Source organism: uncultured Polaribacter sp., from assembly GCF_947503875.1.
GTDB lineage: Bacteria > Bacteroidota > Bacteroidia > Flavobacteriales > Flavobacteriaceae > Polaribacter.
The window spans coordinates 82883-108560 of record NZ_CANNFH010000008.1; the positions used below are offsets into that span (position 1 = coordinate 82883).

Below are 25678 nucleotides of genomic sequence, written 5' to 3' on the forward strand. Positions count from 1 at the left end.
TGCAAATATGCTATTTTTATTGAAGTATAACTAATTTTTCATATTTCTCTGAAACCAAATTGCTTATTGTAGCTTTTACACGGAGCTTATAAACGTAAACTCCTTTACCAATTTTATTACCAAAATCGTCTAAACCATTCCATGTAATATTTCTAGAAAGGTTACCTGTTGTTTGTACATTTCTATTTATAGTTTTTACCAATTTACCAGAAACCGTAAAAATTTGTACTTGTACCTCTAAGGGTTCATTTGGTTTGTTATGATTGAACCAAAACTCGGTGTAATTTACAAACGGATTTGGATAATTAAGTACGTTTTCTATATTTAAAATGGCATCACTAACCACAACAAAGTTTAACGTAGTTTCTGATGAGTTATTGTAAGTGTCCCATGCTTTTATTTTTAAAGTATGTGGGCCAACTTCTAAATCTCTTAATCTATAGGTTACTTTTCCTCTAGTAAAATCGTTTAATTCTGTTTCATAAAAATCATTTAACAAAATTGGGTTAGCTGTATCTCCATCTAATATACCAACAATATCGTGATCTACTGCTGTGATAGAGGTATTAATACCACTAGGGTCTTGCAAAACAGCAATTAAATTGGGCGATCTGTTTGTGTTGCCTCCATCTATAAAAGATTCGTCGTTCATAAACAATTGTAATTCTGGCCCTACAGTATCTTCTGGTGCATTCTCATTTATACCACCTACAACTAAATCTAAATTAAAACCTGCTTTTTCGCTTTTACCATTTTCTGCATAAAAACTTAGCTTGCCCTTACCAAAGGCTATTTTAACGTCTCTTGGTACAATAAAGTCGAATTTAAAAACGCCGTTTTCTATGGTAGATTTTCCTCTAAACAGTTTACTATCTTGCGTATCAAAAGGCATAATTACACCAAAACCATCGTTATCTAACGTGTTTTTTTCTAAAGGTTTGTCAAAAATTGTGGTAGATAAAGAACCATTAAAATCGCTTAAAATTTGATTGGAATTGTCTAAAACCACGCCTTCAAAACTTACTTTAGAAAGTGCTTTTAAAGTATCTAAAGATTGTGTTATATCTTTCCCATTCATTTTTGTTATTTGCACATTTGGTTCTGGCACAGCCAACCTCATTGCAGGGTCTCCAAAAGAATAAATAAAAAACTTTTGATTATTAAAAAAATTATTTTTGGCTACCATTAAAGCTTCTGCAATGGTATAATCTTCATTATTAAATTCTAAAAGAAGGCGAATTAAACTTTCATTAAATCTTTGTCCTACAGAGATAAAAACCTCTCTTGTTGTGGTTATCATGCTTGCTGCACCACCTACTTTATTCCAAAAAGTTAATTCTCCTGCTGTAATTCTATTTGGATTATCGAATCTTGAAAAATCACAAGTTACAGTGATTAACAGAGGCAAGGTATTCTCATTACTAAAGGCTTGTATTTGAGGTTTTTCTAAAATTCTTTCAGATGCAAAACCATCTTCTCCTCCATGTCCAAAATAATCGAACACTAAAGTCCCTCTTTCTACCGCAGTTGTTATGGCATTATTCACATCTGGATATCTTTCTCCTCCAGAAGAATTTTGTTGTACAAAGGCATCTACATAAACCTTATTTACATTAAACACAGGTTTATTCGCTTTAATTTCGTCTGCAATAGACTCTACACCTTGTTGTATTACCTCTTCACCAAAAACATCTATATCATCTGCTAAAAGTGTTACTGTATTTCGCCAATCTCCAATAGCACTTTCGCTATAATAACTTAATATTTTATCTACAACATCTTTAGCTTGTGCAATGCCTGTAACTGGTATTCTACTAGAAACAACATCTATAGTGTGGTTGGTAAGCATTGTTCCTTCATTAGGTTCTAGCATCACAAAAAAATCGTCTGTTACAAAAGAAGTTGCCAAATTAAAACTTTGTGTAGATAGTTTTACAGGAACAATATTATTATTATTTTGAATGCGGTCTTTATAATCATAAGAAGCATCACCAAAAAAAGCAACGTATTTTAGTTTAGTTTCTGCGGAAGTGTTCCTATTATATAAATGTTTGATAAAATCTCTAATTCCTGTAATATCTTTAGAACCTGAAGAAAACTCATTATAAATTTCTTCTAAATCTACTACTTTAGCAGTAAGATTGGAGTTGTTTTGATGATAATTTGCTAACCTCTCTGCCTGCGAAAACAAATCTTTACTCGTAATTACTAAGTAATTAATATCTTTTAGGGCGCGCAAATTCTGATTATTTACCCTATTATTTTCAACAGTTTGTGGTGTGTAAAAATCTGCCTCATTTAAAACTACATATTCATTTAAAGTACCTCCAACATCTGTAAAACTAAAAATATTAGCAGTACCTTCATTTGTTATTATTTGAGGTGATAAAAAATCACTCACATCCCAAACTTGAAAAATGTTGTTTGCATTTGTTACCTCATACGCTACATTACCAGCGCTATTTAATTGATTAAAACTTCTGAATGAAAATTGTTTACTGCCTGCATTTAAATTCTTTGTGCCAATAACCTCTATATAATCTAAAAAAGCATTTGCAGACGGATTACCATTATTGTTATAGGTAAGTTCAAAAGCAATATTTTCTGAAGTACTTGTAAAAGCCCCTGAACTTAAACGAGCAACAGCCTTTGTTAACGAACCTGGATTTAATGCCGAAAAATTAAGTGTATACAAATCTTGCCCATTTACTTTAACCGCAAAATTAGTAGCTGTTAAAGAATTGCTTACTGCCCTAGTGCGTATTGTAAGTGGTTCTGTTGGTACAATGTTATTAAAGGGGATGCTAAATGTTTGCGTATTTTCTATGCTAAAATTGTTACTAAAAAACCATTGTGTACCCGCTCCAAAAATATTTAACTCTTCTTTTTCATAAAATGTAAAATCGTTAAATGTAGTGATAGTAATATTTACAGCAACATTACTTGTAGGTTTTGTTACTACTCTTTTACCTGGAGAATTACCTACTGTTATAAAATAATATGCCTTATCTGAATAAATATTTTGCCTATGCCTACTATTTTCTGGTGAATCTCCATATACCCAATCATGTGGCCCTTTAGCATAAAATAAAATAAAATCATTTGCATCAAAACTACCATCTGCTTCTCCCTGAATAAACAGGGCGTTTTCCTGTAAATCTTGGTATCTAAAATCTGAATTTATTTCGGGTAACAAAGTACCTCCGTTTCCGTAAATCTTAATATTTCTAGGGTTTAAGCCATTGCTAGAAATACCAATCTGCTGCAATAAATTTCTATCTATTTTAAAAACCCCTGTAGTATCAACAGAAAATTTAAACCAATTACCAGTAGACAAAACAGAATTATCTGTTTGACCTGCACAAAGATGGGTGAGGTATAAAAATAAAAAAGTGAAAAAGGTTTTTCTCATAATTTAATACACAAATAACGCAAATTTTATAGAGATATTTTAGCCCAAACAAAGATAAATTATACTAAATATAAAAATGAATCGTTTTAAATAAAATGTAAAAAATATTGCTGCGTTAAAGTTTTAATTTTGCTTGCTTAAAAGCATTATTATTGTAACTTGCATGTTTAATAAAAACTTATATAATTTTCTATTAGGAAATGAAAAATTTAATTAATATCACTTTAGTCGTATTCACAACGATTATCTTAACCGGGTGTAAAAAAACTGATTTTAGTAAATCTAGATTAACCGGTTTGTCTTTTAATGACCCTAAAAACGGGAATTATATCCGAAACAGTTCTTTTGACGGACAAAAACCGCCTTTAGGCATGGTGGCTATAGAAGGTGGTTCTTTTACTATGGGCCAAGTGCAGGATGATGTAATGTTTGACTGGAACACAACACCTAAAAAAATTCATGTTCGCTCTTTTTTTATGGATGAAACTGAAGTTACGAATTCAGAATATTTTTTATACGTGCAATACATTAAAGATGTATTTCCGCCTTCGGAAGAGCAATACAAACATATTTACAACTCTGTTTTACCAGATACTTTAGTTTGGAGAAAAAGTCTAGGAAATACAGATATTTTAACAGAAAATTATTTTCGTCATCCTGCATACGCAGATTATCCTGTTGTTGGTGTTACATGGACGCAAGCAAATGAATATTGCAAATGGAGAACAAATGCTGTGAACTTAAAAAAATTGATAGATAAAGGGCACATCAAAAATATTTTCGAATCTGATACTACAAGAAACTTTTTTGATACAGAACGTTTTTTATCTGATTCAGATAGATTATTTGAAGGTGACTCTACCATTTACAAAAGAGGTGTGAAAACGAGAAATGTGCGAAAGAGAGGAGCTCCAAGACCTGCAAGAGATGCTTTTCAAGGAAGAAAAATTACACAAGCAGATGGTGTTTTACAACAAAAATTCAGGCTTCCTACAGAGGCAGAATGGGAATTTGCCGCGAAAGCTATAGTGGAAAACAGAGAATACAACAATATTAGAGGTAGAAAAAAATATGCTTGGGATGGCAAGTATACTAGAGAAAAAAATAAGAGACACAAAGGGAATCAGCTCGCTAACTTTAAACAAGGACAAGGAGATTATAGTGGGTTACCAGGTTGGAGTTCTGATGGATCTGATATTCCATTTAGAATAAAAGCTTACCCACCAAATGCGTTTGGATTATATGACATGTCTGGTAATGTAGCTGAATGGGTTGCTGATGTTTATAGACCTATTATTGATAATGAAGCCAACGATTTTAATTATTATAGAGGAAACTTATTTACAAAAAAGCAAATTAACAAAGAAGGTAAGGTTGTAATTGTAGGTAGTGATGTTGCTGTACAATATGACACTTTACCTAATGGTAGTATTATACCAAAACAATTACCGGGTTCAATTAAATATATTCCTATAACTAAAAGTGATGCTGCGTTTAGAACTAATTTTTCTCAAGCAGAAAATGCAGATATTGGTGATGGTGATTTAAACTCTACCCGTTTTTATGAAGATGATGAAGATCGTTTTGCCACCAGACCAAGCATGTATAATTCTCCTAAAAAGCCTAGAATAGAAAGAGATTCTATAAACGGTAGAGACAAGCTAATTAACGACGCAAAAAAACGTAGAACCTTAATTAGTAATCGTACCCGAGTTTATAAGGGAGGTTCTTGGGCAGATAGAGAATATTGGTTAGACCCGGCACAAAGAAGGTATTTACCAGAGTATATGGCAACAAACTATATAGGTTTTAGATGTGTAACAGACCAATTAGGGCCAATGACTTACAAAAAAAGAACGGCTAGAAACGCAAGAAGATAGTTTTTTTCTATAAAATGTAAAAACCTCATTGTATCTTTACAACGAGGTTTTTATATTTTAGAATTATGACAACAATACAAGAAATTTATAAAAGGTACCAGCAAACTTTCTTAATAGATACAGACACAAGAAAGATTAGAAAAAATGCAATATTCTTCGCTTTAAAAGGTGCTAACTTTAATGGGAACACATTTGCAAAAGAAGCTTTAAATAATGGCGCTTCAATAGCTATTATAGACGAAAAAGCATACGAAATACCCGGTAAAACCATTCTTGTAAAAAATGTATTAACCACTTTACAAGAATTAGCAAAATACCATAGAAAACAACTTACAATTCCTGTAATTGGTTTAACGGGTAGTAATGGAAAAACAACCACTAAAGAGCTATTAAATGTAATTTTACAAAAAGGGTTTAAAACAACTGCAACAACAGGCAACTTAAATAATCACATAGGTGTTCCTTTAAGCATACTCTCTGTTAAACCGGGGTGCGAAATTGCTATCATAGAAATGGGGGCTAATCACCAAAAAGAAATCGCTTTTTTATCTGAAATAGCAGCACCCGATTATGGTTACATTACCAATTTTGGTAAAGCACACTTAGAAGGTTTTGGTGGTGTTGAAGGAGTAATTAAAGGTAAAAGTGAACTATACACTTATCTTATACAAAATAATAAGACTGCTTTCGTTAATCCTAAAGACCCCATACAAATTGAAAAAACAAAGGATTGTAAAACAATTTTAATAAATGAGAATATTCGCTTTATAAAAGCAAAACCTTTTGTAAGTCTGTCTTATAATGATGTTATTATAGAAAGTAATTTAGTAGGTAAATACAATTATAATAATATTGCCATTGCAGTAACAGTAGGTATATATTTTAAGATTGATATTTTAGATATCAAATCAGCAATTGAAGCTTACACACCTTCTAACAATCGCTCTCAAATTATTAAAAAAGCAACAAATACTATTCTACTAGACGCTTATAATGCAAATCCATCTAGTATGGAAGTTGCTCTTGAAAACTTTGCGAATTTAGATGCGGTAACAAAAACTGTAATTTTGGGAGACATGTTTGAGCTGGGTATTGATAGTGCAAAAGAACACCAAGCAATTGCTAAACTTACCGATAATTATTGTTTTAGCAAAACCATTTATGTAGGAGAACAATTTTACCAAACAAAGTCAAATAACTTGAAGTTCAAAAATTTTAATGAACTGAAAAGTTATTTAGAAAAAGAAAGCATAACTAACCAAACATTTTTAATTAAAGGTTCTAGAGGTATGCAATTAGAAAGAATAGTAGACTTTTTATAACTACATCTTATTTTTATGATATGCTAATAAATTATCTATTGGTCTTTGTATAACGTCAGTTAATTCTAAGTTATTTGTATTTGATATTTCCTCTAATATATCTCTAAAATAATAAGCAATAGAACCTATAAAATAAACTGGGGTATCTTTTGAAACCCCAAAAGGTAAAACCCTATATTTAAAAAACTTCTGAAACCCCTTTTTAATTACTTTTTTAATGTATTTATCATCTTTATAATCAAACATAAACTTTGCAAACGAGGCCAAATACATATTTGGATTTACTTCTTTATATATATTCCTCTTAATATAATCTGCATCTAAATTAAACTGATTTGCAAATTCTAGTGCGATACCTTTAGGCATTTTATTGTAATAATAATCTACAATTAATTTTTTACCAAAATAATTACCACTTGCTTCATCCATTAAAATATAGCCCAAAGACGGCACCAACATTTGCATGTTTTTCCCATCAAAATAACAACTATTAGAACCTGTTCCTAAAATACAAACAACAGCCGGTTTTTTACCAGACGCTGCATAAACAGCTGCAAGCATGTCCTCTGCAACGTAAACTTTTGCATTTACAAATATTTTTTCTAATATTAATTGCAACACAGCTGTGGGTTTAGGTGTACCACACCCTGCTCCGTAAAAATGAATTTCTTTAACCGCATCTTTTATGTTGATTAACTCAAACATATTTATAATACGGTTATGAAGCTCCTGTTTAGACACCACAGCAGGATTTAGCCCTAATGTTTGAATTCTAAATTCCTCTTCTTTGTTCTTATTTATTGCAATCCAATCTACTTTTGTAGAGCCACCGTCTGCTATTAAAATCATAAAAAAATAATTTTCTCAAAGATAGAATAACTAAATACAATAACCAATAGCGATAAAAACTTCAATCGTTTTCGCAGAAAGATAATTTTAGAAATTGTGATCTTATATAGATGTAAAATGCTATTTAATAATAATAATGCTGTTAACATACCTACATCTTTATTATTCGAAATAGCTAGTAAGCAAAAGATTTGAAAAGCATTTGGTACTAATACCAAAAGTGAATAATTAAAGATTAAAGAATTTTACAAACTGATTACCTATTTTAGATGATATTCATTTAATTTTACTGAAACAGTAAAGTCTACACTGTAGAGCGCTCAAAATACTTGAATAAAAAATGAATTATAAATTAATTTAGCGACTACATAAAATAGATTAAGAGTTTTATAAAAAATAAAGAAAATATTCTGAAACTAAAACATAATTATATTCTTTTTAAAATCAGTAATTGTAATACGCTCATAAGTTTGTGTCACATGCTCTTTAAATTATAGTTTAAAGATAGAAAATAATTTTAGTCTATCAATAGGCAATAAATATTTCATTATTGAGAGCTAACTAATTATGTATAATCAAAAAAAGTGTGATTTTAATTTCAATTCAACCTGCTGTCTATGAAAAAAATATAAAAACAAATACAAAAAAGAAGTGAGTAATTATAAAAAAGATATTTTAAGTTTTGTCTTAAGAAATGCGCATGTCATAAATAATTTGTAAGGTTTGCTCCAAATTACTAGAACAATAAACCAACTGGCATAAATCAAATAAAATATGGTTAGTCTTAATTTATTCAAATTCAAAAGGAAGATTTTAAGCTATAACTTATTCTAATTTGTAAAATTGTAGAATAGTCTTTTTGAAATTATGAATAAATAATAAACTTTATAGGCAAGTCAGAAATAGCAGTATAAAACTATTTGTTTAAGAGTTATCTGTCAAAAAAGATAACATTTTATTCATCTTTCAACACCTCTAAATCTAGCTTTTCGTAGATAGAATTCTGTGAGACATATTCTGGTGTAATCTCTTTTATTTTAGCCACTACATCAACGGCAGATTTACTTTCATTTAAATCACATAACTCTAGCACTTTTATTTTTAAGTCAATAAAATCAGCATCTAGAGATTTTGCTATCATAATTTTTTCGTGATACGTTTTCGTTGTATTCTCACCATCTGCAAGTAATTCTTCGTATAATTTTTCACCTGGTCTTAAGCCTGTAAATTCTATGTCTATATCTTCTGGATATTTTAAGCCTGATAACGAAATCATTCTTTTCGCCATATCAAAAATCTTTACAGACTTCCCCATATCAAAGATATAAATCTCACCACCTGTTCCCATTGTACCTGCTTCTAAAACTAACCTACAAGCCTCTGGTATGGTCATAAAAAAACGTGTAATATCTTTGTGAGTAACTGTTAAAGGCCCTCCATTTTCTATTTGTTTTTTAAACAAAGGAATAACAGAGCCATTAGATCCTAAAACATTACCAAACCTTGTAATTGTAAACTTTGTATTTGTGGAAGACTTACTTAGCGCACTTATGTAAATTTCGGCTACTCTTTTTGTAGCTCCCATAACGTTGGTTGGATTTACAGCTTTATCTGTTGAAACCATTACAAATCTTCCTACATTATATTTTAAAGATAAGTCTGCAATATTCCTTGTTCCACCCACATTAATACGAACTGCTTCATAAGGACTTTGCTCCATTAACGGCACATGTTTATACGCTGCTGCATGGAAAACTTTTTGAGGCTGGTATCTTTTAAAAACCTTTTCCATTCTTTTAAAGTCTCTAACATCTGCAACAATGGCCATAAAATTGGTTTTACTATTCCTTATTAGTTCCTGTTGTAAATCATATAAAGGAGATTCTGCCTGATCTACTAAAACTAATAATTCTAAATTGTAATTGGACAATTGCCTAGAAATTTCACTTCCAATTGAACCTGCTGCTCCAGTAACTAGCACAACTTTATCAACTACCTCCCTTTTTACAATTGGATTATTGATGGTAATTTGTTGCCTTTCTAATAAGTCATCAATATTAATTTGTTTAATCTGATTCGCTTGTAAATCTCCACCAATCCACTGAGAAAGTGGAGGAACTATCTTAACCTCTACTCCTAAGGCCAATAAATCATCTGTTATTTCTAAAAGACGATTAGGTTTTATGTTCTGAATTGATATGATAATCTCAGAGATAAAATTATTCTTAATAAAATCTTTAGTGATATTTTTTGAACTATGAATTTTAATTCTGTCAATTTTTTTATTAATCTTATTTACATCATCATCTATAAAACCAATAATATCATAATTATTACCTCTTTCTCTATTTATAGCACCATAAGTTATCATTCCAGAATCGCCTGCCCCATAAATTAATGCATTTGTAACCGTTTTAACTTCCGTAGAAATTACTTCAAAAAAGGCTTTAAAAATAAACCTACTTACAATAAGTACAAATATGGAAACTAAGTAATGAATAAGTAATATGGATTTTGGTATTGAAAAACCTTTAAAGAAATTTAAAAATTGATTTGCAACAACTAAAAAACCTGTAAAAAAACTAAAGATTGAAATTCCTAAAAAAACATTAAAAGCATCTTTAGTGCCTGTATGTCTAATAATACCTTTATAAGAACCCACTAATAAAAAACTGATTAGAGCGAGCAAAGCAACAACTGGGAGTTGGTACTTAAAATGATTAAAATCAAAATCTAAACTAATATCAAATGCAACAGTGTAAGCAATAAAAAAAGAAATACAAACTAAGAGTACGTCTATTATTAAAACAACCCACTTAGATGCATATTTGTTTAAAAAATTTAAAAAAAAAGTTTTAATCATTTATTCTAGGATTGTGCTTCAAATTTACAATAAATTATTCATTATTTTAAAACACTTTAAATTTAAGCATAAAAAAATTAAATAACTAAATTTTCTTTTTTCTAAGTGATAAAACCAAAACTATTCATTTTTATACTTTTAACTTTTGAAATAGATAAATATAGACCAAGATGAAGAAAATTATAAGGCTAAAAAAAATTACAAGTTGAGTACTTAGCTCTAACGCATACGATTTTAAAACAATTACATTTACCAACAACTGCAATCCTCCATAAATTAAAGAAACTTTTAAATGTCCTATTTTTTTTATGTCCACAATTTTTTGATAAATATGGTGTCTATGAGGATCTAAAATGCTTTCTTTCGTAAAGAATTTTCTGTAAAGCAATGTGTTTCCTGCATCTGCGCCATAAACAATTATTAATAGTAATATAAGAGGTGATTTTAAGGTAACTGTTAGATAAAGACCTATAAAAAAGATAAACATTCCAATAGCAATACTACCAATATCTCCAGCAAAAAAAATTGCCTTTTTTCTAAAATTATAAAACCCGAAAACAACTATAGACATTGCCACATAAATAATTAAATCTGGATTTATTATATTTTCATTAGTATTTATTAAAAACAAGCCACTTATAACAGCTAGGCTATACAAACCTGTAATGCCATTAATACCGTCCATAAAATTGAACATATTAATCATACCAAGACCCATAATAAAATATACTACTGCCATTGGTATAAATGGAATTTCTAATTGATACAATATTAAAAATATCGCTAAAAACTGAAATGGAAATCGGATTTTTGAGCTTAGTGTATAGATATCATCTAAAAAGCTAACCACCGAAATTAAAAAAACACCTAAAACAAAATAGGGATATTGGTAATCGTTTAAAAAAAAGAATAATAATATAGCAATGGGAAATACAATACCTCCGCCTCTAATTGTTATTTTAGTGTGTGAACTTCTTTTATTGGGCTTGTCTATAATATTAAATTTATCAGCAATTTTTAAATAAAAAAAAGAAGCTAAACTTAATGTTATTAAAATTATAATATACATTTTCATAACAATTAAAATATTATTTTACGCATCATACATTTCTTCATAGTACTTCTTGTAATCACCGGAAACAACATTTTGTAACCATTCTTTATTTTCTAAATACCATTTTACTGTTTTTTCTATCCCTTCTTCAAACTGCAGAGAAGGCTCCCAACCCAACTCATTTTTAAGTTTTGTAGAATCAATAGCATACCTTAAATCGTGGCCAGCTCTATCAGTAACATAAGTTATTAACTTCTCTGAAGCTCCATCTTCTCTTCCCAAATACCTATCTACAGTTTTAATAATTACCTTTATTAAATCTATATTTTTCCACTCATTAAAACCACCTATGTTGTAGGTCTCTCCTAATTTTCCTTTATGAAAAATAACATCTATAGCTCTTGCATGATCATTTACAAATAACCAATCTCTTACATTTTCTCCTTTTCCGTAAACAGGTAAAGGTTTGTTATGAACAATATTGTTAATGAATAAAGGAATTAATTTCTCAGGAAACTGATACGAACCATAATTATTTGAACAATTAGAAATAACTGTAGGAAATTGATAGGTATCTTGAAAAGCCCTTACAAAATGATCTGAGGAAGCCTTAGAAGCTGAATATGGAGAGTGTGGGTCATAAGCAGTAGTTTCTGTAAAAAAACCTTCCTTTCCAAGGGAACCATAAACTTCATCTGTTGATACATGATAAAATAGGTTGTTTTTAAAATCTTCTGCCCAATAGTTTTTTGCAGCTTGTAATAAACTCAAAGTTCCCATTACATTTGTTTGCGCAAAAGAAAATGGATCCTTAATTGATCTATCTACATGAGATTCTGCTGCCAAATGAATAACATTGTCTATTTTGTAATCCGAAAAAACTTTTTTTACTTTTTGAAAATCGCATATATCACACTTTACAAAAGTATAATTTTCTTTATCATCGATATCTTTTAGATTTTCTAGATTTCCAGCGTATGTTAATTTATCCATATTAATAATATGGTATTCTGGATATTTATTAACCAATAATCTTACTAAGTGAGAGCCTATAAAACCTGCTCCTCCTGTAACTAATATGTTCTTTTTCATTTTATTTTTTTCGATTTAATTTTGAAATACATTCCTGAAGTGAATCTCTCCAATATGGGATTTCAATTTCAAAATCATTTTTTATTTTTGATTTATTTAATACTGAAAAATGGGGCCTTTTCGCTGGCGTTGGATAATCTTTTGTTTCGATAGGTTTTACCTTGCAATTCACATTTCCTAAAAACATAATTGCTTTTGCAAAATCATACCATGATGCAACACCTTCATTGGACAAATGATATAATTTTCCTTTAGTGCTAATCTTACTATCTTTGCCTTTAGACAATATTGTAAGGCAGGTTAACGCTAAGTCTCTCGCATAAGTTGGTGTACCAACCTGATCAAAAATAACTCCCAATTCGTCTCTATCTTCGCCTAAACGCAACATTGTTTTTACAAAGTTATTCCCATAAGAAGAATATAACCAAGAGGTTCTTATCACCAATCCATCAATATCTGAATTAATAACAGATAATTCTCCCTCTCGCTTTGTATTTCCATAAACGCCAATTGGACTTACTTTGTCTGATTCTTTATATGGAATAAATCCTTCTCCATTAAAAACATAATCTGTAGAAATATGTATTAATTTACCCTTCCTTTTATTTAAAACTTTAACGAGGTTTAAAACAGCTTCTGTATTTACCTTTTTTGCAATTTCATTATCTTCTTCTGCTTTGTCTACGGCAGTATATGCTGCACAATTAAGTATAGCTTCTATTTGCTTATTATCTACAAATTCTTGTAATTCTTTAAAATTACAAATGTCTAAATCTAATACATCTCTAAAAAAGAAATTAAAATCTTTAAAAGTTTGTTCTAAATCCTTTATTTCTGACCCTAACTGTCCGTTTGCGCCTGTAACTAAAATATTCATTTTTAATACTTAAAAGGTGAATCTAAATCTGAGAAGAAAATTAAATTTTTATCTTTTTCTGATAATTGAACTTCACTCTCCTCTAAACCCCAATTAATATTTAAATCTTTATCATTCCATCTTATCCCAAAGTCATATTCTGGAGCATAGGTATTATCTACTTTGTAAGCAAAAACAGCTGTTTCACTTAAAACAGAAAATCCATGCGCAAAACCTCTTGGTACAAATAACTGTTTTTTATTTTCTCCCGTTAACTCAACTGCAACATGTTTGCCATAAGTTGGAGATTCTTTTCTTAGATCTACAGCAACATCCATAACACTACCTGCTACACATCGTACTAATTTAGCTTGATTAAAAGGTGGTTTTTGGAAATGTAAACCTCTTAAAACACCTTTAGACGATTTAGATTCATTGTCTTGCACAAACTTTATTTTACACACATTTTCTTCAAACTTTTCTAAATTAAAAGATTCTAAAAAGTAACCTCGGTTATCTCCAAATACTGCTGGTTCTATTATAAAAACGTCTGGAATTTCTGTTTTAATGAATTTCATTTTATGATTTCGCTAAATTTAATAAATATTGTCCGTAACCATTTTTCCTAAGTGGTTCTGCCAATTGTTTCAGCTGTCCTCTATTTATATACTTCATTCGATAAGCAATTTCTTCTAGACAAGCTACTTTTAAACCTTGTCTCTTTTCAATCGTTTCTATAAACTGCCCTGCCTCCATTAAAGAATCGTGCGTACCTGTATCTAACCATGCAAATCCTCTACCAAGTAACTGAACTTGTAAATTCTTGGACTTTAAATATTCTTGATTTACGGTTGTTATCTCTAATTCTCCTCTATCAGAAGGTTTTATGGTTTTTGCAATTTGTACCACATCATTTGTATAGAAATACAAACCTACAACAGCATAATTAGACTTTGGCACTTCTGGTTTCTCCTCTATTGAAGTAACAGCTCCACTTTCATCAAACGCAGCAACACCATACCTTTCAGGGTCATTAACATAATAACCAAAAACTGTAGATTTACCAGCCGCAACGTTTTTTCTTGCATTTTGTAAGGTTTCAGAAAAACCATAACCATAGAAAATATTGTCTCCTAAAACTAAACAGACATCATCATTTCCAATAAATTCTTCTCCTATTATAAATGCTTGTGCCAAACCATCTGGACTAGGTTGTTCTTTATAAGAAAGTTTTATTCCCAAATCGGATCCATGGCCCAGCAATTTTTCAAAATTTGGTAGGTCTTCTGATGTTGAAATAATTAAAATTTCTCTAATACCTGCCAACATCAAAACTGATAAAGGATAATAAATCATAGGCTTATCGTAAACGGGTAACAATTGTTTAGATACTCCCTTTGTTATTGGGTACAATCTTGTCCCTGATCCTCCTGCTAGTATTATTCCTTTCATTTTGGTTTATTTAAGCTGTGGTTAATTAAAAGACTGAAATGTTTTAATTAAACCTTGTTTTGATGCGTAAGGTAACTCTTTACCAATTGCTTTTCTTATTTTTAGATTACTCACAACATAATTCTCTGTAAGCTTTTGCAATCTTTCAGAATTTACTGGCAACGGTAAAAAATCACCAATTTTTGCTATAAATACAACAATTGTTTTAGGTATTTTATAAATTTTTGCAGACTTCCCCATAACTTTACCTATTATGCTAACCAAGTTGTTAGTAGACAGAGGTTGATTATCTGCTACATTATAAATACCTGATTTAACATTTCTATTCTCAATTAATTCATTTATGATAAAACATAAATTCTCTACGGAAACAAATGATCTTTTATTATGATATTTACCAAAAGGATAAGGGATTCCTTTAGACACAAAACTATATAATAAATTTAAATTTCCTTTATTATTTGGCCCATGAATCATGCAAGGTCTTAAAATATAAACTCTTTTACCTTCAGGAATTTCTTTAGATAAAATATAGTTTTCTGCTGCTAGTTTAGATTTCCCGTAAACTGTTACCGGATTTGGTATAATTTCTTCAGTTAAAATTTCTTCTACTTGATCTGCCGCCGCTTTAACAGAACTCATATACATAAAAACTTCGCAATCGCTTTTTAAGAACTGATCAAACAATGTTTTTGTTAGTTCTGTATTTACTTCAAAATATACGGCATCGTCTGATGTGTTTTTTAAATCGTGAGCTTTACCAGCTAAATGGATAAAGCTTTTAGATTGATTTAATCTGTCTAAACTTAAATTTTTATAATGTAGTTCGTTTACCAAGGGAGTTCTAGAAACGCCTATAATTACTTTATCTTTTTTATGTAAATACTCTTGCAAGTTTAATCCTACGAAACCTTTATTCCCTGTTATAATAGTTTTTTTCATTGATTATAAAATTTAGAAATAATATAATTAGACAGATAATATACAGACATAAAAAAATTTTGTTTTTCAATTTCTTTATATATTACCCAATGATATTTTATTAATTTAAATTTATTACTTGATATGGAATTATTTCTCACCCTATACTTCGCTAAAATATACGGACAACAATAAGCTTTATCATACTTTTTAAGTAGTTTTAGCCAGAGTGTATAATCTTGTCTATTTGCTAAATCCTCCATGTATAGCTTACCATAAAAATCAGTATCAAATATAGCTGTTAAACAGCCTATTTTGTTAGATTTCATCGAAGATTTATAGGTAACAAATTTAGGAAGATTATCTATGTTTTTTATAAAAACTCCTTTTTCATCAATTTGAGAATAAAATGAATATGTAAATGGATAATTATTGGAAAGCATAAATTCAACTTGTTTTTCTAATTTATTGGGAATCCATAAATCATCACTATCTAAAAATGATATAAACCTGCCTTTAGCGTATTCTATAGCTTTATTTCTAGACAAAGCTGGTCCTGAATTAATCTTATTTTTAAAAAACTTAATACGACTATCTTTCTCTAAATAAGAATTTACTATTTTCTCTGTTGCATCAGTAGAACAGTCATCAACTATAATCATTTCCCAATTTTTATAGCTTTGAGATAAAACAGTTTTTATTGTCTCTGAGAGATAGTCAGAAGAATTATAAGATGGAGTAATAATAGATACTAGTGGTTGATTTGCCATTAACTAAATAATTTTTATTTATTTAAAGAGCCTCAAGATTCTTATATATCTTTAAAATAATAAAAAAATTGGATACTTTTTATTTTAATTACAAACCTATTAAAAAACTGTTTAAAAATCCGAATTTTCAAAAAAATATTAATTAAAAATACATCTATTAAATATTAGAAAAAATAATCAATTATCAATTTCGTTATATATATTTTTTCTCCAAAATATCTACGATTGAGTTTGTAAACAAATTCATTGAGATATAATTGTAGGTATTTCTTTTTGATTTTATGATAAGTTCCTACAAAATTTATTTTTGCATTAGTAATAGTGATATGTAAACATTGTAAGGTTTCTTTTGTTGTTTGTGCATCTGATTTTTCACTGATATGCAATTCAACATAATCTGCAATATTTATATAGGATGTACTTTTGTCATTAAAAACAATGGTTTACTCCCCGTCAATTGCTTTCTCAAAAGCTTTATCTGCACCATCAGCTTTATGATTTTCGAGTACTTTGGCTTTAAAATAACGACACTATCTTTCTACTTTACCTGTATCTATATTTTCAAGGACTGTGCTTTCTGCCATCACCATTAAATTTGATTTGGTTTTGCTCCCACGTCCTGCCTTTTGAGTGTTATGCTCATTTTCTGATGTTTGGATTGTAAAATAGGCTTCATCCATTTCAATCATTACTTCCAAAGTATATCGTATATCTATCATCTCTATTACCCATCGCTTTTCTTAGCTTCTGAACCATAGCCCAAACCGGTTCATAGCGCTTTAACCCCAATTAACGCTGTATTTCTTTAGAAGAAAACCCTTTTTTGGTAGCGGTTAGTAGAAACATTGTTTTATACCAAAGCATAAATGATAAGTTAGAACTCTGCATGATGGTTCCGCTTCGTAATGAAGACCTACTTCTACAATATTTACATTCATAACTCCATTGGCTTTTTATCCAATAATGTTTTGTGTGAGAACACCTTTTACAGATAATTCCTATTTTATCACGTTCTGATTTCAAATGTGTTCGGCAGGTCTCTTCACCATCAAATTCGGCTGTAAATCCAAAAATAATCACATCTTGGCTTTTGTTAAAGATAAGCCAAATTTAAACATTATTAGTAATTACGGATATACAATTAATTTTTTTTTAAAATTATTTAAAATGTCTTAAAGCTCTTAAAATATGTTTAAAATCATAAAATATTGGATACTTCTTATACTTGCAATAAAAGAACCTGTAAAGGAACTTATAAACACCGAAGTGTCTTGTATTCCATAAATGCCCAGACATTGCGCCCTGTAAACTATGTAATTTTTTAGACTTTAAAAAGTCATTATATCTAGAAATTGCCTCAAATCTGCTGTCTAAAACTTCTTCACTAACTTGTTTTGTTAAAGAGTTATCAGATTCCGTAACACAATATATATTTTCTGTAGTACAAAAAACAGAGGTCGAATAAAATATAGATTTTAAGGAAAAATTGACATCATTTGATGCTATTACTTCATCAAATTTGAGACTATACTTTTCTTGAACTCTTCGAGCAATTAACTTACTCCAGGGAACATAAAATTTATATAAGATTTCTTTATTCTTATTTTTTAAAAACTCTTCTATCAACAAAGAGTATGACTTGTGCCTATTACCAATTTTATTATTTTGAAAGTTAAAACTAGTTGGTGTAAAATAAACCATGTCATAATTTAAATCTAGATAATGCTTGATAGTGTCAAATGCACCATCAATAAAAAAATCATCTGAATCTGCAAACATTAAAAAGTTACCTGTATAATTTTTCAGACCTAGGTTTCTAGCCGCCCCTGCTCCTTTTAAATGTTTTGGTAATCTAAAAAAACTAACATGCGTAAATTCTGTCTTAAGACTAAAAATATCAAAGTTACTGTTATCGTCTATAACTAAAACTTCAATATAAGCTTCGTTAGGTATAGATGATAGCATTTTTTTTAATTCTATTTTAGAGTTAAAGTGTGGTATTATAATACTTAATTTTTTCATTTGAAATTTTTATGATACATTTTAAACACAACTGCTGAGCAAATAAAAAAGCAAAATGCTATTTTAGGCATTTCATGAGATGAAGATGCAAATAATGAAATTGGAGATGTTAAGTAAAAGACACCAAATCCCGAAAAAAAAGCATAATCCTTTAAGTTCTCTTGTAATTTTATAGCTAACCTAGTAGAGATTATAAAGAAATACAAGAATAAGAATAAATAGATTATAAGATATACTATACCATAACGATATATATATTGAGCGTAAATTGACTCCAAAGGAACCCCCCTACCAAGACCAAAACCAATAATTTTGTAAAAATTAGTATTCCAAGACCAAATAATTTGATCGAAACGAATTGCTAAAGATCCTTGATTTCCTATTTCTGTGCCATTTTCAATTGTTCTTAAAATACCTACATAGGCGTATTTAAAATTCTCTTTAATGATTTCTGAATAGTAAAATAACAGGATAAATATAATAGAAAAAAGAAAGATATAAAATAGTTTTATGAAACTATTTTTCCTAGAAATCTTTAAAAAAGGTAAAATCATGAGACCTATTAATAAAGATATTATAACAGTTCTACTTTGGGTAAGAATTACTGTAAAGAAAGCAAAAATCAATAAAAACCAATCTTTTATATTTTTAGATTTACTTAGTTTAAATAAGATATAGTAAAAAGTAAGTAAACTAAAGTAAGCAAAATAATAAGTCACCCCAAACCAACCTGTAGCTTTATCTAAGATAACTAACTTTTCTTCCCTCTTAAATAAAATGTATAAAATACGTTTGAAGTGATCTATAAAAAAAACTTCTGAAATAGCTAAAATAAAACTTAAAATTATAACTATATCAAAAAATAAACATAAGGTTTTTATAGTATTAAAGCTATTATTTAGGGCAATATGACCAACTAGAAAAAAAATTAAAAAGTAAACTGGTTTTACAATTCCTAAAAAATCCGAAAAACCAGTTTCTGGCAAGTTAAAAATATCATTAATTAATGAGAGTAATAAAAGTAAAAATGTGATGAAGAAAAAAACGCATACCTTTATAAAATCCTTGGAGATACTAAAATATTTATAGTTTTTTAAAAATATTACTCCTGATAGTATTAACGATATTGGAATAATATGAAAGCTATTATTTCCAAAAATAGGAGGAAATAAAGGAAACACCAACACAATAAGAATTGATAAAAGCAATAAATAATCAATATTAGTTTTAGATTTAATCATTTTTTTTTACTCAAGACAGAGTAACATCTTTATAATTTAAACAATAACTTAGTTCATAAACTCTTAAAAAAAGGTTTATGCTATCTTCAGTTAAAGTATCGTTTGTAAAATAATTATTTTGTTTAGTAAACCCTAAGACTTCTAATTGTTTATCAAAATATTTTTTACCTAAAGATGCTGTTTTTAGATTAAAAATCAAATTAATATACACAAACTCAAATCCAGAAACATTGTAAGGAAAACCATATCTGTTATTTTCTAGGTTTGATGTCGTTTTAATAGCATAGTAATCAGTTTCTTCTTTGTTAGATGTTAAAAAAGCATATAATTCTTTGTTTGAAGCATAAGAAACTGCCTTTTGCACCTTTAAAGAAGAACTAAAAAGGTTTTCAAAACCTAAATCCTTAATTCTTGCAAAAGCAAAAACACTAAACAAGTGATATCCGTTTTCTTTATATGCAGTCGTAGTTTTGTTTTTCTTAGACAAAACATATATTTTAAAGTCTTTTAAAATTGTTTTTACTTTATTTTTGAGTGTAGTTTTATTTTTTAACCCGTGAACAATAAGACCAGATTTACGCACATTTAAATGAATATCTACATTAAAAAAGAAAGATTTAACCTCTTCTAATAATTCTGTTCTAGAAACCTTAGCATAATAAACCAATGCATAACCAAGCCATAATTGATGATTATAGGTTTCATCTACACCTGTTTTATCTAATTTGGAGTTCACTGGCCTCTCCCACAAGCTTCTTAACTTATTAAATTTTAAAGATTTTACAATTTTATCTAAAAAAACAAGTATCTCATCATCCTGTAACACTTCATATGAAGCACATAAACCCTCTATAACCCAAGCAATACCAATAACTCCATTAACCTCATCTTTGCCTGGCTTAATTCTACACCTAAAATAAGCTCCTCCTTTATAATTTGAATTATTTATTAAACTATTTTTAAAATTAACTAATTGATTTCTAATTTGAGTAGAATCGCTATATAAATTAGATTTTATAACGTTAGCATAAAACACCATTAAATGAGCAGTTTTTCTTACGTCTGTCTCATTATCTCTATAAGGGCCATTATGACCATTAGGCAATTGGTTATTAACAAGTAAATCATCTATTTTCTCAAAAGATTTTTTTAAAAAATCATTTATCATTTTATTAAAATTTATTTTCTGGTTTATCTTTTCCATTTTAAAAGGATTACCCGTTGCATAAAGTAAAACTTTATTAAAGATTTTAAAAGTTATAATTTTTCTATTTAGTTTCTTATTTACAAATCATATGTTTCTAAGCTTAAAGACAATAAAAAAATTAAAAGACTTGTCTATAAACATAAAACACCAATAAAAACATTTAACATTAGAAATTATTAATAACCCTAAATAAATCAATGATTTCTAACTTTTTAAAAAAGTCACCATTAAAATATTTAACCCAAAAAAAAGGTTTTTTTTAGATTACTTAAAATTATTTTTAAACTGTTAATAACAAAATAATAAACAGCATAAAATGGTGTAAAACATAAAAACGAGTAATAAAACAAATCTTTTAAATTATTAGTAGATCTAATTCCAAAAAGAATTTTTAGGACACTATAAAGCTTTCTTTTTTTATCAAATTTATTTGGACTATCTAAATCAGAATAAACTAGTGCTTTCTTTAAAACAACAAGACTAAAACCTTTCTTCTTTGCTCTATATGAAAATTCGTGATCAGCTTTGTAATGAGGTAGAAATTTTTCATTAAATAAACCAATCTTTTTAAAAACCGACGAGGCAATTAAAGTACCCCTGCCCTTAAGCACGTCGCTATAAAACAAATTAGTATCCAAATCTAAGATATTACTACCTTTATTTTCATAAAGCAATTTAGCTTTACTAAAATTGTAAATCATATTACAATAAATAATTTCGTTAGACCTTGTAGCGCAAATAGATCCAACTAAACTATTTTGATTTTTTGACCAGTACTCAAACATACCTTCTAAATAATCATTTTTTGCAATTGAAACATCGTCATTAATTATTAAAATTGGTGTATTAATTCCCTCAAAGTTCTTTAAAACATAATTTACTCCTACATTTATAGCTCCAGTCCACCAAAGCTTAGAACTAGCATTTAGATATACTAGTTTTTTATTATCAACTTTCTCAACCTTAGAAACTCCATGGTCAACTACTACTAAAACATAATTTTTAAAAGTCTGACCTTCAAGCGTAGCTATTAAATTATTTATGTGGCCAAACCTCTCAAATGTAGGTACTACTATATACAACTTCATTTTTTAAATAATAATATTATTCATAATTTCTATAAAACTCTCATTAAACCTTTGTAGATTATATTCAGAATTTGCAAATTTAAATACACTATTATGTTTATTATCTAAATAGTAATTTTCTGTTTTGGAAACATGCAATAATTTCTGTTTAATACTTTCTATTTCCAAAGAATCAAAATAATAACCGTAGCCTTCAAGATCAATACCTGTATCTTTAGTTATTATCGGAATTAAACCATGTCTCATACCTGTTAACACACTTGTAGCCATAGCTTCCGAACATGATGGTAATAAACAAAATGAACAACTGTTAACGATCTTGATGAATTTATCAGAACTAACCTTTACAAAACCATGTATATGTATATTTTTTGTTAATTTTCTTGGTAATAATACTCTCTCTTTTTTACTTAACCCTAAAATATGTAAATTTAAATTAGGTGTAATTGCAAACGCTTCAACTAACAAATCTAGTCCTTTATGAATAATACCGCGTGAACCTATCCAGATAAAATTCGCCTTTGTTTCATTAAGTATTCTTTTCAAAAAATAATTTTCATTTTTTAGACCTGTTGTATTAAGTAAAAATGTTTTATCTTTATTTATTAAATCTCTAAAATTCATGGCATTATAATGGTTTTGCAAAAGTATAGCAAAATTTGATATTTTAAAATCTTCTTCATTATAATAAGTAAAGGCCCTTTCTGTTTTAATATTCTTATTATTTCTATAGTTATAATTAGAAACTCTTTCCGATTCTTTTTCAAACGCAATCTTAGGAGCGTTCTCGGTGCAATAGATTATCCTCAGAGCATCTCTGGTTCTATCTGAAAAAAATCTAAAAACTTTACCAAAACCAAAAATCACATCATATTTTTTATCTTGATTTTTATTTATAAAATGTTCATCATTGCAATAAACCACGTCAATAACAAAGCCTTTTTCTATGAAATAGGCTATTATAATATTTACCTCATTTATATTTGGATGACTAACCTCTACCTTATCAAAATTAATATTAAATTGTTTGGTTAAATAAGATATTAAAACTCTTTTTTGAGAAATATTAGGTCTTAAATTCAAATTTAAAATATAAATCTGATTAGAGTTGTTTCTTGTAAAAATATATTTAAATATTCTTTTTATCATTTTATTCTTAAACATTTAATGGGTGCATATATTGACATAGGTATAAGACATATTATTGTAGCAAAAATTACACCTTTAGAACCAAAATTCGTGTACTCTATTAAAATAATACTTAATGGTATATTAATTATTGCCTGAAAAACAGAAATAATTAATTGCCCCCTAATTTCACTAAGGGCGTTGAGATATACAATAAAACTGCCATTCCAAATTAACATAATTGAATATATCAGCATTAAATTTTTAAGTCCATGAGGTATAAAAACATTTCTATCGTCCAGCCAAATAGCAAGTATTGGATCAAAAAAGATATATAAAATTATATTTAAACAAATACCCACAAAAAAACCTATAACTATCTTTTTCTTTATAATTTTCAAGTATTTAAAATCTTTAATTTTATTGGCGTGCGTAATTGAAGATCGCAAAGAGTTTAAAAACACAGCTCCATAAAGCATAGTAGAAACACTGAATAACTTTAGTACAATGGAATAGGGTACGACTTCTCCAGGACCTAAAAAACTTGTTATAATTATATTGTCACTTGACTGAAGAACTAAAATTGAAATTTGAATTACAAAAAAACTTAATCCTAGATTTAAAATCCCTGTGGATTTAATTGACTTTAAGGTAAATTTTCGGGGAATAAATTCTTTTTTATTAGAAAAAAAAATGAAACTTAAAATAAAAGCAGATATAAACATACTTATACCATACGCATGAGAAAAAAAAATTAAATTACTAAGATATTTATTAGATAAATAGAGAATTCCAAGTAGAAATAACAATTGTTGAATTACGTTTAAATAACCAACGAATTGAGGTTGTTCATATGCATAAAATATTGGTTTAATCAGATTTAACACAAAAGACAAAAATACGTAGAGCGCCGTAAAAAAAATTAAACTTACAAATGTACTATTTGTAATTACACTTGTGTTCATTAAACCATTCCAGTTAATATTATAAATAAAAGGAATTGAAAGTAAAAACGCTAAAAAAGCAATAAATATAACAGAGCTATAACCTGTTTGTATAATTAATTTAATTTTGTCTTTGTCTCTTATAGCTAATGCCTCACTTAGTTTATTCCTAAGACCGTGACCCAGCCCGAAATCAAAGAAGTTTATCCAATTAACTATACCAAATATAGTAATCCATAAACCATAAGATTCTTGTCCTAAATATTTTAAAGCTATTGGTATAGTAATAAAACTTAAACATAACCCTACAGATTTACTTAATAAACTATAGAAAACATTAGAATTAAGTTTTTTATTTTTAGCGCCAATTTTCATTACAAAATATATAATTAAGAATGTTTATTCAGTTCGTTATAATTCCCTTTTCTTAAATATAAATCCCTTTTCATCAACTCTAAATCTGCGAATACCATATCTTTTATTAATTCCTTTAAACTGTATTCTGGTATCCAACCTAATTTTTCTTTAGCTTTTTTGGGGTCTCCAATTAATAAATCTACTTCAGTTGGTCGATAATAAGAGGGATCTATTGACAATATTTCTTTACCTGCTTCAATACTAAAATTCTCATTATTACAAGATGTAATGTAACCTTTTTCGCTAACTCCTTCCCCTTTAAATTCTATTTCAATATTTAAAACACCAAATGCTAATTTCACAAAATCTCTAACAGTTGTAGTTTTTCCCGTTGCAATTACCCAATCTTCTGGTTTGTCTGCCTGTAAAATCATCCACATCATACGCACATAATCTTTTGCATGTCCCCAATCTCTTTTTGCTTCTAAATTACCCAAGTACACCTTTTCTTGCAAACCTAAAGCAATTTTTGCCACAGCCCTTGTAATTTTTCTTGTCACAAAAGTTTCTCCTCTTCTAGGTGATTCGTGATTAAATAACAAACCATTACATGCGAACATATCATACGCTTCTCTATAATTTTTAGTGATCCAAAAACCATAAATTTTTGCAACGCCATAAGGTGATCGAGGATACAATGGTGAATTTTCATCATAGAAACCTCTTTCATTTTTATTTTCTGGCATTCCACCAAACAACTCTGATGTTGAAGCTTGATATATTCTTGTTTTCTTTTCGAGACCTAAAATCCTTACAGCTTCTAAGATTCGTAAAGTACCCAATCCATCTACATTACCCACATATTCTGGCATATCAAAAGATACTTTTACATGAGACATGGCCCCCAAATTGTAAATTTCATCGGGTTGACATTCTTGAATGATTCTTGTTAGATTCATAGAATCTGTTAAGTCTCCGTAATGTAATTTCAATCTTTGATTAGGATCATGTGGATCTTGATACAAATGATCGATTCTATCTGTATTAAATAAAGAGGCCCTTCTTTTAATACCATGCACCATATAGCCCTTTTCTAATAATAGCTCTGCTAAATAAGATCCATCTTGCCCTGTAATCCCTGTAATTAATGCTACTTTCATGTTCGTTGGTCGTATTTCGTTTTTCGTTTTTCGTTTTTCGTTTTTCGTTTTTCGTTTTTC

19 protein-coding genes and 1 pseudogene are annotated in these 25678 nt (G+C 28.7%); 2 read left to right on the forward strand and 18 right to left on the reverse strand.

The genetic code is table 11. The features are described from left to right. Window positions 1-16: 16 nt before the first annotated feature. Entirely contained in the window at window positions 17-3412 is a 3396-nt protein-coding gene (gene porU, locus Q0684_RS12770; protein ID WP_299017482.1) for a type IX secretion system sortase PorU, read from the reverse strand. Window positions 3413-3612: 200 nt separating this feature from the next. Between porU and gldJ the strand changes: the two genes are divergently transcribed. Then, on the forward strand, window positions 3613-5292 hold the full coding sequence (gene gldJ, locus Q0684_RS12775) for a gliding motility lipoprotein GldJ (protein WP_299017485.1): 1680 nt from the start codon (window positions 3613-3615) through the stop codon (window positions 5290-5292). Between the two features lie 65 nt (window positions 5293-5357). Further along, on the forward strand, window positions 5358-6614 hold the full coding sequence (gene murF, locus Q0684_RS12780) for a UDP-N-acetylmuramoyl-tripeptide--D-alanyl-D-alanine ligase (protein WP_299017488.1): 1257 nt from the start codon (window positions 5358-5360) through the stop codon (window positions 6612-6614). Here murF and Q0684_RS12785 read toward each other — a convergent pair whose 3' ends face one another. From Q0684_RS12785 to gmd, 17 genes and pseudogenes are all read right to left on the reverse strand, one after another. Continuing rightward, a complete protein-coding gene (locus tag Q0684_RS12785) occupies window positions 6615-7463 on the reverse strand; it encodes an N-acetylglucosamine kinase (RefSeq protein WP_299017494.1) in 849 nt (282 codons plus the stop codon). It abuts the gene before it with no gap. Window positions 7464-8418: 955 nt separating this feature from the next. Further along, window positions 8419-10326 carry a nucleoside-diphosphate sugar epimerase/dehydratase gene (locus Q0684_RS12790; protein ID WP_299017497.1) on the reverse strand — a complete coding sequence of 636 codons (1908 nt, stop codon included), beginning with the start codon at window positions 10324-10326 and terminating at the stop codon, window positions 8419-8421. Window positions 10327-10456: 130 nt separating this feature from the next. Beyond that, entirely contained in the window at window positions 10457-11395 is a 939-nt protein-coding gene (locus tag Q0684_RS12795; RefSeq protein ID WP_299017500.1) for a glycosyltransferase family 4 protein, read from the reverse strand. Between the two features lie 24 nt (window positions 11396-11419). After that, window positions 11420-12472 carry a dTDP-glucose 4,6-dehydratase gene (rfbB, locus tag Q0684_RS12800; protein WP_299017503.1) on the reverse strand — a complete coding sequence of 351 codons (1053 nt, stop codon included), beginning with the start codon at window positions 12470-12472 and terminating at the stop codon, window positions 11420-11422. 1 nt (window position 12473) lies between these two features. Beyond that, window positions 12474-13349, reverse strand: coding sequence for a dTDP-4-dehydrorhamnose reductase (rfbD, locus tag Q0684_RS12805; protein WP_299017505.1), 876 nt, complete (start codon window positions 13347-13349; stop codon window positions 12474-12476). Window positions 13350-13351: 2 nt separating this feature from the next. Beyond that, the gene (gene rfbC, locus Q0684_RS12810; RefSeq protein WP_299017507.1) at window positions 13352-13906 is read right to left on the reverse strand and encodes a dTDP-4-dehydrorhamnose 3,5-epimerase; all 555 of its coding nucleotides are present in this window, start codon (window positions 13904-13906) and stop codon (window positions 13352-13354) included. A 1-nt stretch (window position 13907) separates the two neighbouring features. Next, window positions 13908-14780 (reverse strand): glucose-1-phosphate thymidylyltransferase RfbA, encoded by an 873-nt coding sequence (rfbA, locus tag Q0684_RS12815; RefSeq protein WP_299017512.1) that lies wholly within the window; start codon window positions 14778-14780, stop codon window positions 13908-13910. 21 nt (window positions 14781-14801) lie between these two features. Continuing rightward, entirely contained in the window at window positions 14802-15722 is a 921-nt protein-coding gene (locus Q0684_RS12820; protein WP_299017515.1) for an NAD-dependent epimerase/dehydratase family protein, read from the reverse strand. Then, window positions 15719-16471: a glycosyltransferase family 2 protein gene (locus Q0684_RS12825; protein WP_299017518.1), complete on the reverse strand. Its 753-nt coding sequence runs from the start codon at window positions 16469-16471 to the stop codon at window positions 15719-15721. The genes Q0684_RS12820 and Q0684_RS12825 overlap by 4 nt, the downstream gene beginning before the upstream one ends. A gap of 164 nt (window positions 16472-16635) precedes the next feature. Then, window positions 16636-17551, reverse strand: a pseudogene (locus tag Q0684_RS12830) (IS1595 family transposase). 78 nt (window positions 17552-17629) lie between these two features. Then, window positions 17630-18493 (reverse strand): glycosyltransferase family 2 protein, encoded by an 864-nt coding sequence (locus Q0684_RS12835; protein ID WP_299017521.1) that lies wholly within the window; start codon window positions 18491-18493, stop codon window positions 17630-17632. After that, window positions 18490-19734, reverse strand: a complete 1245-nt coding sequence (locus tag Q0684_RS12840; protein WP_299017524.1) for an O-antigen polymerase — start codon at window positions 19732-19734, stop codon at window positions 18490-18492. Before Q0684_RS12840 ends, Q0684_RS12835 begins: the two co-directional genes overlap by 4 nt. 10 nt (window positions 19735-19744) lie before the next feature. Further along, the gene (locus tag Q0684_RS12845) at window positions 19745-20938 is read right to left on the reverse strand and encodes a hypothetical protein (RefSeq protein WP_299017526.1); all 1194 of its coding nucleotides are present in this window, start codon (window positions 20936-20938) and stop codon (window positions 19745-19747) included. A 239-nt stretch (window positions 20939-21177) separates the two neighbouring features. Continuing rightward, on the reverse strand, window positions 21178-22029 hold the full coding sequence (locus Q0684_RS12850; RefSeq protein WP_299017528.1) for a glycosyltransferase: 852 nt from the start codon (window positions 22027-22029) through the stop codon (window positions 21178-21180). A 3-nt stretch (window positions 22030-22032) separates the two neighbouring features. Then, a complete protein-coding gene (locus Q0684_RS12855; protein ID WP_299017532.1) occupies window positions 22033-23178 on the reverse strand; it encodes a glycosyltransferase in 1146 nt (381 codons plus the stop codon). Next, complete coding sequence (locus Q0684_RS12860) at window positions 23175-24476, reverse strand: oligosaccharide flippase family protein (RefSeq protein ID WP_299017534.1); 1302 nt, start codon at window positions 24474-24476, stop codon at window positions 23175-23177. The genes Q0684_RS12855 and Q0684_RS12860 overlap by 4 nt, the downstream gene beginning before the upstream one ends. Before the next feature lie 14 nt (window positions 24477-24490). Then, window positions 24491-25618 carry a GDP-mannose 4,6-dehydratase gene (gene gmd, locus Q0684_RS12865; RefSeq protein WP_299017537.1) on the reverse strand — a complete coding sequence of 376 codons (1128 nt, stop codon included), beginning with the start codon at window positions 25616-25618 and terminating at the stop codon, window positions 24491-24493. Window positions 25619-25678 lie beyond the last annotated feature (60 nt).